At 47.1% G+C, this 10,440-nt stretch carries 7 protein-coding genes; 6 read left to right on the plus strand and 1 reads right to left on the minus strand.

What is annotated here, in order from left to right; translation table 11 throughout:
* A partial coding sequence (locus tag ENN47_00005) for an Asp-tRNA(Asn)/Glu-tRNA(Gln) amidotransferase GatCAB subunit C (GenBank protein HDP76572.1) occupies positions 1-482 on the minus strand: 482 nt, incomplete at its 3' end.
* A 105-nt stretch (positions 483-587) separates the two neighbouring features.
* Between ENN47_00005 and ENN47_00010 the strand changes: the two genes are divergently transcribed.
* The 6 genes from ENN47_00010 to ENN47_00035 all read left to right on the plus strand — a co-directional run.
* Complete coding sequence (locus ENN47_00010) at positions 588-2,327, plus strand: S-layer protein (protein ID HDP76573.1); 1,740 nt, start codon at positions 588-590, stop codon at positions 2,325-2,327.
* Positions 2,328-2,415: 88 nt separating this feature from the next.
* Positions 2,416-3,714 carry an asparagine--tRNA ligase gene (locus ENN47_00015; GenBank protein HDP76574.1) on the plus strand — a complete coding sequence of 433 codons (1,299 nt, stop codon included), beginning with the start codon at positions 2,416-2,418 and terminating at the stop codon, positions 3,712-3,714.
* An 8-nt stretch (positions 3,715-3,722) separates the two neighbouring features.
* Positions 3,723-4,772: a Holliday junction branch migration DNA helicase RuvB gene (gene ruvB, locus ENN47_00020; protein HDP76575.1), complete on the plus strand. Its 1,050-nt coding sequence runs from the start codon at positions 3,723-3,725 to the stop codon at positions 4,770-4,772.
* A gap of 135 nt (positions 4,773-4,907) precedes the next feature.
* Positions 4,908-5,735 carry an NAD(+)/NADH kinase gene (locus ENN47_00025; protein ID HDP76576.1) on the plus strand — a complete coding sequence of 276 codons (828 nt, stop codon included), beginning with the start codon at positions 4,908-4,910 and terminating at the stop codon, positions 5,733-5,735.
* Positions 5,725-6,426: a phosphate uptake regulator PhoU gene (locus ENN47_00030; GenBank protein ID HDP76577.1), complete on the plus strand. Its 702-nt coding sequence runs from the start codon at positions 5,725-5,727 to the stop codon at positions 6,424-6,426. The genes ENN47_00025 and ENN47_00030 overlap by 11 nt, the downstream gene beginning before the upstream one ends.
* A gap of 6 nt (positions 6,427-6,432) precedes the next feature.
* Positions 6,433-10,440 (plus strand): YjgP/YjgQ family permease (locus ENN47_00035; protein HDP76578.1); only part of this gene is annotated, 4,008 nt, incomplete at its 3' end.

Here is a 10,440-nt window from a genome sequence, read left to right on the forward strand (position 1 = left end):
AACCCATTCTTGTTCAAGTATTCCCTCACGGCCTGAACGAATCTGTGCCGGGTCAGCATGTTTCGCTGCATTTTGGGACGTCTTAGATCGAGATACCTGTAACGAAGATGCATCTCTTCGGAAGACTCTTCATCGATATTTATGTAAATCGGCGGCACTTCAGCGTCCGAGAGAAGCTCCATTTCAGAAGCGACAATCTCAATCTCTCCTGTGGGCAGTCTCCGATTTATCGCATCGTCCGGCCTCTCTCTTACCGATCCGGTTACCGTGATGCAAAACTCGTTTCCAAGTTTAAGGGCCTGGCTGTAAAGCTCCTCTTCTTGAGGATCAAAGACAACCTGGGTAATACCATATCTATCTCTAACCTGAATGAACTTTATTCCACCAAGATCCCTTATACGGTCAACCCAGCCATTAATAGTCACTGTCTTGCCCGTGTCGGAAGCCCTCAATTCGCCACATGTGTGCGTTCTCTTCTTCAACTCCAACACCTCCCACAGAGATAATATTACCACGCCAATTTCTAGGATGGAATCTCGATTTGTGGTAGAATCATTTAGAATATTTCCTTCGGGGAGGTGTAGGAATTGAAAATGAAACTTTTACTTGCCTCACTGCTTATTCTCGGTCTGGCACTCACTTCAGCAGTAGCTGCCGTTAATTATGTTGACGTCAGTTCAAATCACTGGGCGTACGACGCGGTGATGAAACTATCTGACCTGGGTATTTTGACGGGAATTGTACAGGCTGATGGCAGGACTTACTTCAACGGTAACGATCCTCTGACAAGATATCAAACAGCTGTGATGCTCAAGAAGACTTTGGATTACGTAGAACTGAATTTCGCAATGCAAGGAACTGTACCGCAAGTTGGCGCGGTAGACGGAACTGTAATGTCGCGGCTTGAAGCTCTCGAGCTTGCATTGACAGATTCCACCGGTAGACTTATCGACACCATGGATCTTCAACTGAGAATAACGGCTCTGGAAAACAGAATCGCTTCACTTGGCATCTCGACCAACGGAAGCGTATCTCAGAGTACCGTAGAATCTCTTAGACAGCAAATCATGAAATTTGTCGAAGATCTTTCCCTCACGACAAAGAAACTCGACACTCTTGCCGGCGACGTCCAGAATGTTCAGAATAGCATGTCGAGTCTTTCTGTCATGGAATCGAAGGTAAACGACGCAGTCAGGAGAGTCGACACGTTGAGCGGAAACATCAGTACAATACAGAGCTCTCTCTCCTCTAATGTAAGAGCGCTCTCTACTCTGGATTCCACTGTAAGGTCACTATCCAACTCTCTCAGCGACTATGACGCGAAGCTCAGCACAATAACAAACAGAGCTTCCACAAACGCGATGGAGATCGCATCAATCAAAGAGGCGATGACAACAATGTCCGGCGACGTCTTGAGTGTGAGAGATCTTCAGAATAAGATAGCTTCTCTCGAGATCCAGATTGCTAATGTGAAACTCCCGGCTGAAGCGACCAGCAAGCTAGACGAGCTTTCGGCGAGAGTTAACACGATTGCTTCGGACTACGCGAAGATCGGAGAGCTGCAGAATTATGTCACGAAGACTGATCTAAAGGCCAATCTTAACCTTTATGCGGGCATAGATGAACTTGCTAAAGTCAAGAACAGCAACGAAGTACTCATAAAGGACATTGAGACCCTCAGGAAGGACTTATCATCCGAAACGGGAATCATCAAGGGCGACATAGGAAATCTGCAGAGAAGCATCAATGCAATAAACGAGATTGTGACTATTCATGAGAACGAGCTTGCTTCTGTGAAGTCCTCTGTAAGCACGGTGTCTTCCCTCAGAAGCGATCTGACCGCGCTGAATTCTAAGTTCAACGCTCTCACAGACCAGCAAGCAAAGGATTTCACAGCCAATCAGGCAAGTCTTGCAGATCTCGAGGCTCGAATGAATGAGAGCATGGATATGCTCAACGCCTCAGTCGAAGCAAGTCTTTCCAAAATTTCGCTTGGAATGGATACTGTGAATACGCAGCTTGGCAAGAATGAAAGCGAAATCAAAGCGCTCAAGACGAGAACGGATTCACTGGAATCAAGGCTGAACACTACGGTTGTCAATCTTGAAAGATACCTCAAGATCGCTGATCTTGAAACTCAGCCCGTGATCGTCAATCTCTCTGATAGAGTTGCCGAGATAAACACCGCGACAATCGATGCGGCCACGAAGCAGGATGTTGAGGCTCTTCAGAAGAAGACTTCACCCTGGTTAATACTCTCTACGGTAAGTTCGCTTGCTGCGCTGGGTATCTCTATCTGGGTTCTTATTGCCTCAGGCATAATATAGTAGAAGAGCTATCGTAATGATTAACCCGGGGTTTAGCCCCGGGTTTTTGCTATAATTGAAGCTGACGAGTTGTTGCTGGAGGTGCTTGATGAAAGTCGCAGAAATTTCTTCACTTGGAAAACTTGTAAATGAGCGTGTTCAGATTAGGGGTTGGATTAGGAGAAAGAGATCTAGTGGAAAGATTCAGTTTCTTTTTCTCAGGGATGGTTCGGGCTTCGTTCAGGCGATCGTTGAGAAATCAAGCGTCCCTGCAAACGTGTTTCAAGAAACGTCCTCATTGAAGATGGAATCGAGTCTGATAGTTACCGGACTCGTTAAGGCGGAGGAGAGAGCACCGGGCGGCGTGGAATTGCTGGTGGAGGATCTGCAGATTGTTCAGATTCCGGAGAAGGACTTTCCAATCAACAAACCCGATCATTCAATCGACTTCCTTATGGACAACAGACACCTGTGGCTAAGAACGCAGCGGCAGACGCATGTCCTGAAGATCCGACACGAGATTGTTAGAGCAGTCAGAGAGTTCTACAATGACCGCGGCTTTATCCTCATTGATACACCTATCTTTACCGGTTCTATTGGAGAGAGCGCGGGAAATACCTTTGAAATCGATTACTTCGATTATGGAAAGGCATATCTGGCTCAGACTGGGCAGCTCTATCTCGAAGCTGCAGCCATGGCTCTCGGAAAGGTGTACAACCTTGGCCCCACTTTCAGGGCAGAGAAATCGAAGACCAGAAGGCACCTTATCGAGTTCTGGATGAACGAAGCCGAGGTTGCTTATTACGGGCACGACGACAATATCAAGCTGCAGGAAGACCTGGTAGCTTTCGTGGTCAAAAAGACACTTGAGAGAGCCGGAGAGGATCTCGAATCTATCGGAAGAGATACATCGAAACTGGAGAAGATCGAGACTCCATTCCCAAGGATAACTTATGACGAAGCAGTGAAACTTCTTCAAAAGAAGGGATTCGAGATAAATTGGGGAGACGACATTGGCGGGGATGAAGAAACTGCGATTGCAAACGAATTCGACAAGCCGGTCGTTGTGGAACGTTATCCGAGAATGATGAAGGCCTTCTACATGCAGCCCGATCCCGAAAGACCCGATGTTGTTCTTTGTGACGACATGCTTGCTCCCGAGGGCTATGGAGAGATAATCGGGGCCTCTGAGAGAATTCATGATAGAGATATGTTGATTAAGAGAATCGAGGAATACGGTCTGGATGTTTCATCCTATGACTGGTATCTTGAACTACGCGATTACGGTTCCGTTCCCCACAGCGGTTTTGGAATGGGAATTGAAAGAATCGTAGCCTGGATTGCCGGTCTCGAGCACATTAGAGAGGCTATTCCCTTCGCAAGAACGCTGTATAGGATTCATCCGTAGGAGGTCTTATGGAAGAGGAACGTTTTCTTACGCCGGGCGAGGTGCGGGAAGATAACTCGATTAAGAGCCTGAGACCCAAGAATCTTAAGGAGTATATCGGCCAGTCCCAGATAAGGCGGAGATTGCGAATAGCCATCGAAGCGGCCAGGGTGCGGCATGAGGCACTTGATCATGTTCTGCTTGCCGGGCCTCCAGGTCTGGGAAAGACGACACTGGCCCACATCATTGCCAATGAACTGGGGAGCGAGATCTATGTAACCTCGGGGCCGGTAATTGAGAAGCAGGGTGATCTGGCGGCCATCTTAACAGGATTAGAGCGAGACGATGTGCTTTTCATAGATGAGATTCACAGGTTGAACAGAAATGTTGAAGAGATTCTCTACTCGGCTATGGAGGACTTTCAACTGGACATAATGATCGGAAAGGGTCCGAGTGCGAGATCGATCCGGCTCGATTTGAATCCCTTTACACTCGTCGGAGCCACTACGCGAAGCGGCTTCATCGGTGCTCCATTGAGAAATCGTTTCGGAATGATACTCGAGATGGAGTTCTACCCCGACAAAGACTTAAAACAGATAATCATCAGATCTGCCACTCTTCTAGGAACTTCAATAAGAGATGATGCAGCCCTTCTGCTTGCGAGAAGGTCGCGCGGTACTCCCAGAATAGCCAATAGATTGCTTAGAAGGGTACGTGATATAGTCACCGTTGAAGGTGAGAATGAAATTACTGTAAACACCGTCGAGTCGGCGATGACCTTGCTCTCCATAGACGAGGAGGGGCTCGATTCAATGGATAAGCGGTTGCTCGGGGTCCTTATTGAGAGCTATAACGGCGGGCCGGCAGGTGTTAAGGCTATTGCAGCCTCGATAGGAATCGAACCTGAAACAATCAGTGAAGTATATGAGCCTTTCTTGCTACAGAGCGGCTTTCTGGTCCGGACAAATCGGGGCAGGATGGTCACCGAAAAGGCATATCGCCATTTGGGGCTTCCTCTGGAAGGGAAGATCTCCACATTGTGGAACTACGTTGACCAGAGAGACGAGGCAGAGGAGTAGAATGAAAGTCTCATCTTGCGGGAATCGAAAGAGTGATAGTTCCGATTGGTCTATTCATGAGTTCCCTGGTCTTTGCAGTTCGGAAAGTTATTTATTATCTGAGTATCCTTACAGTCGTCTCTCTGTAATTACGGGGTGAGAGTTATGAAGGCAGCAGTTTTCTACAACAAGGCAAGAATTTCTTCCGAGACATTGGATTGGCTTTCAAAGGAAATCGAATCTCACGGCATAGAAACTTCGCTGTGTGAGGATGGAATCTCATGTTTGCCTCTGGAAGCAGAGGTTGTTCTCACCTTCGGAGGAGACGGGACCGTACTGAAGGCAATACCGATGGCAATCATGAATGATCTTCCGGTTATGAGCTTCAGGGTGGGTAGTGTGGGCTTTCTGGCCGCCTTTGAGCTTGGTATGCTTCACACGGCGCTTGATCTCTTACTCGAAGACAGACTCCAGAGTATTAGTAGAAAAGTAATGGAGGTCAAGATCGGAGATTCTACTAGATACGCGCTAAACGACTGCGTCGTTGAACGTTCTTCACCGAGCAGAACTGTCTCTTTCAACATCAACATTTGTGGACAGAGCAGTTATTCAGTTGTCGGTGACGGAATTATCTTCGCGACAAGCACCGGTTCAACTGCCTATGCAATGGCTGCAGGTGGAGCCCTTGTCGATCCCGAGGCGAGCTGCTTTCAAGTTACACCTATCTGCCCTCACAACCCTTTCGTAGGATCGGTTGTTCTGGCGGCGACAAGACAAGTCAGATTGGAAGTGAGACAAGACAAAGGCTTCCCTCTAGAAGCCTACATTGATGGTAGTCTCATATCTAAGATCAGGACAGGCGATAAGATAGAAGTAGGCCTCTCGGAGAAAAGCGTTTCTCTTCTGCGTGAAGGAAGCTTCGACTTCGTCGCTCTGCTGAAGAAAAAGCTCGCATTCGGGGGGCGTCTAAGAGATGATATCTAGAGTCGGCCTTGAAAGAATCGACAATTTGAGGATCGAGATCCTCAGAATGGCCAGATATGTGCAAAGTATTTTTAATAAGACGGCCGTAGCAGTTCTCGAGAGAAATGAACACCAGGCACGAGACGTGATCTATTCCGACTCCGTAATAGATTATCATCAGGTGGAACTGCAGGCGATGATTATTGGACTGACGGGCATACTGACTCCGACTGGCAAAGAGTTGAGGCTTCTTACACTCTCGATGAACATTGTGAGCACGCTTGAGCGGATTGGTGACAAGTGCGTCTTCATATGCGAGAGAAGTCTCTCACTAACGAAGAGGCCACCTATCGGTTATCACGAGAAGCTAAAGACTATGTTTGAACTGGTATCGATAATGACCAAGGGCGCGATCGACAATCTTGTCGATCCTTCGCTGTCTGAAGCTGTCAGACTATGCAAGAACGATGACTTTGTGGACAGAATCAAGGAAGAAGTGAAGGTGGATCTCGTAAAATACTGCGAAGAGTCTCCTTCGATAATTAGCAGAGCGCTTGACCTCATGATGATTTTCAGTGCTCTCGAAGAAATCGCGGATCTATCTACAGAACTCATGGAAGCTGCTGTATATATTGATGCTGGGCGATATTATAGATGTGTAAATGATAGCTTTCAGCCTGTTGATTTCGAGACCCAGAATAACGAGGGGTGATTCTTCTTGAAGACTCTTTTGAAGTACATAGGAGCTCAAGCTTTAGGTGCGATTTTCGTGGGTCTCGCGGGGTTTATAATATTCGTTAGTCTTGAGTTGCTTTACTATCTGTCAGATATGATTATCAGGTATAAGGTCGGAATGGACAAGCTTTTCCTCTTAATCTACTACAACCTTCCTGAATTCATCGTACTTGGAATACCCGTTGGAATTCTACTCGCAATTTTCTGGGTGCTCTCAAGAATGCGGTCCGATAACGAACTGATTGCTCTTCAGACGCATGGGATCTCCCTTAAGCGGCTGGTGATACCCTTCTTGCTCCTGGGAGTGGTCTTCAGCGGTTTCGCTTACCTGTTGAACGACTATCTTGTTCCAGCGGCTTCCACCAAGGCCAGCGAGGCGATGGCGAGGTTTGTTTATAAGCAGCCCGAAATCACTCTCAAAGAAAATGTCTTCATGCAGGATAGCCAGGGAAGAATGATCTATGTCAGAAGAATCGATCAGAAGACAAAGGAACTTAAGACTGTCTCGATCTATGAAGTGTCGAGAGGCCAGGTGACTCTGACAACGGCAGAAAGCGCTGTTATTTCGTCAAACAAGTGGATACTCAGCGACGCGAAGATCTACCAGACGGATGCTTCTGGATTTCTCGGTGTGGAGATGCAGTTCGGTACGGCAGAGTTTGAGATTGACGACGATATCGAGCGCTATCTTGCAAGTTTCAAATCACCTAAGGAGAAGACTAGCGCCGAGCTGAGAGAAGACATAGAGGCCTTCAAGAAGACAGGAATAAACACATCATCTCTCGAAGTGGCTCTCCAAGAGAAGTATTCGATGTCGATAGCTCCACTTGTCATAGTTCTTCTTGGGGTGCCTGTTTCGCTGATGTTCAATCTTCAGTCGAAATCCTGGTCCGTGATACTGACTTTCCTTCTTGTAGTTATCTATCAGGGTTCTGGGGCCTGGCTCAGCGGCATGGGCAAGGAGAATTTGATCAACCCTTCTCTGGCACCCTGGATACCGAACATCGTCTTTTCCATTCTCGGCATAGTGATCTACACGCTTATAGATACCAAGGCCAGCTACAGACTGTCGGAGTTTTTCACCAGAATACTCAAAGTATCGGCAATTCTATTGTTACTGCTGGTTCCCGGCCTTCTTCAGGGATCGGATATAAAGATCGTCGGGGGTACAATCGCGGGGACGAAGAACGGAAGAGAGATACTTCTTGGAGACGGTGTTACCGTCGAATATTTCAGCGACACGATGACCGCTACAATTGAGGCTTCCAATGCCTCAATACTTAACGTAGATTCAACTCCCGAATCGATTTCCTTCTGGGGAAACGTCAAGATGCTGAGCGATGAGACCACTATTCTTTCGGATAGACTGATTCTAGATCTTACCAACGAACGAGTCGAAAGTCTCCAGGTTTTCTCGCGAACGGAAATTGAAGTACCTGCGGCAAGAGGCGACACGACCAAGACTGGCTCCAAGGTTCCGTTCTATGTTTACGGCGACTATGTACAATCGACTATGGAAGCATCCCCAACACTTAACATAGACGACGGGTATATAACGACTTGCGACCAGGCACATCCCCATTACCGCTTCAGAGTCTCATCGGCAGTTGTTGTGCCTGGAAAGGGGATGTCTGTTCAGAACATGTTGATGTATATCGGCAACATCCCAGTCTTCTATCTGCCGGCTTATTACTTCCCACTGGATGATCCCGATAGAAGACCGTTCGACGTCGACCTGAGCGGAATAGCAGACGCCGAGACAAGGATCACGCTTAGGTATCTCGAACTCGACTGGCTGCTGCTTCAGGGGACTTGGTATAGAAACTGGATGTCAACCGAAGATGCCTTTACAGCAAAGTCTGTTCTCTACACCCCTCTGGGAGATATAGAGTTGTTCGGGCAGTTCGGACAGCAAAAGGAAACCAGCTACGGTGCATATGTGCTGCTCAAACCTGCCTTTGACTGGCTGAGAATTCAGGGCGGCGCGTTATATCTGAGCGGCCCCTCGCTTAAAGAGCTCCAGAAACCCTTCAGCGGAATAAACCTTGGGGAGAGTATCTCGGAAAACAAGGTTACTCAGCTTGATCCATTCGCAGTAAAGGAGTCAATTAATGCTACGGAAATGCAGCTTGCATACGTTCAGATTCTCTCTCCCGAAGACTGGGAACTGGAACTCGACGTAATTGGGGCATTCGCCAGATATGACGACAAGAACCTGTGGATGGTGAACCTGCAGAACCTGACCGTTCCATCTGATGATAGTATCGATGCAGGCTTCTTCAAGCTAAGCACATCGGAGTTTAAAGTCAACGGACTATTCGGTCAGAGATATATAAATAAGAGTATCCTCTACTCTTTGAGAAGCAAAGCCTCTGCCGTCAAGACGGAAGGTGTCTTGTTCGGCGCCGATATGTCTGTTCAATCCTTGAACTTCACTTTGGCTTCAAATGCCGCAACAATCACTGAGCTCTTCAATCCTTCAAATATGGAGGACTTCGTGCTCGAGGTCAACAAATACCTTTTTGCTGCCGGCAATCTGAAGATAGGCGGAGATGTGAAGAGTACATTCGACGCATCGACGACTGAGCTAAACATAACGATGCCAGCTGATGACAGAGGTATAGGCCGCAATTATTTGAGTTATGCATCCGACGACGAGAAATTGAAGATCAACAGCCGCTACGCCTTAAATTACAACTCGGAACACGAAAAGAATAAAGACAGGTTGTTCTGGATCGATCCCTTCGACATTCTTTACGATGGATTTGTATCGATTGAATTGAAGTTCTATTTTGAATCGAGGTACGACGGCTCTTTCAAGATAGAAGGAAAGAAACTGCGCGTCTACAAGGACATCGAATTGTATAAGGGAGAGTGGGGGCCGCTTTCACTCGGTGTAGTTTTGGAACCTGCTTACGAAATGGCCTTCTTCTACGACTCAGATGAAGGCTGGAAACTGACTAAGAACGAGATTCCAGTAACTTTAAAGAATGAACTCACCTTCAAACCCTTTGACTGGTACTATATTGGAATACAGTACAATCCAGTTCTTACCTACGATTTCATAAAGAAAGAATGGCGTTTCGATCATCCCGGAAAGCTTTTGACCGGTGTTGAAACGGAAATCCTGAAGGCGGACTACATTCTAGAACTGGATTATGAAGAGCTGGTTGCCAGTCCCACTGAGATGAACTGGCTCGGTGAAGGACTTCTAAACACGGAAGGAGAGGTCGAGTTCTGGGGAATGAAGTTCGGCCAGAAGACGGAAACAATTTTCAGGCCGGTAACCTCGGAAGCCTCGCAGACATCCTACTCTATCGCTTTCGATTCAAAGACTTATTCACACAGTACGCAGAGCAAGGTTTACTGGCAGAGCGGCGATATGTTTGATGATTTTGTCAGTAAGGAGAGACTGACCTTTGAAGTGGCAACAGAGACCAGCCTTGAGTTCACTCTCGACTGGACCCTTGATGCCTCGCCGAATGTCGCCGAAGATGAGAGAATACTGAAAGATTTGGTCTTCGGTTCCTCTATCAAGATAAAGAACTTCGCCGAACTTGGTGTAAAGTTTAGATACCCTTACGTCTCCGGTTCGAAGAAAATCTACGACAGACTAAAAATCGAGGTCAATAATCTTACAATAGGTCAGGTTTCCTGGAGAGCAGGATCGCTTGATTTCACTACGGATTTCTCTAAGTTCGATTCGAAGTACAAGTATCCCGAAAAATACTTCACTAAATCAGAGACCCAGGCGAAATTCTCCGTCTGGCAGTCCACAAGGCTTGCAATTTTAACGCTTTCTGTCGGGGAATATTTCATAGGGACTTCTACCGCTTCAGAAACAGGGGATACTGCGTATTCATTTGGAATATCAAACGTGAAGCTCGGAGACAAGACATTGCTTGGAGGAAGTACCGCCAAGTTCGAAGAGTTCGGGCTTTCAATGGAACTTCGCAGAAGCGAGAGTTTCTACTTCACGGTGCACGTGAAC

The sequence above is a fragment of the Mesotoga infera genome, from assembly GCA_011045915.1.
Lineage (GTDB): Bacteria > Thermotogota > Thermotogae > Petrotogales > Kosmotogaceae > Mesotoga > Mesotoga infera_D.

Coding starts and splice junctions, on each gene's coding strand:
- ENN47_00030 (HDP76577.1), top strand. CDS start 5,725: ATGATATCTAGAGTCGGCCTTGAAAGAATCGACAATTTGAGGATCGAG.
- ENN47_00015 (HDP76574.1), top strand. CDS start 2,416: ATGAAAGTCGCAGAAATTTCTTCACTTGGAAAACTTGTAAATGAGCGT.
- ruvB (HDP76575.1), top strand. CDS start 3,723: ATGGAAGAGGAACGTTTTCTTACGCCGGGCGAGGTGCGGGAAGATAAC.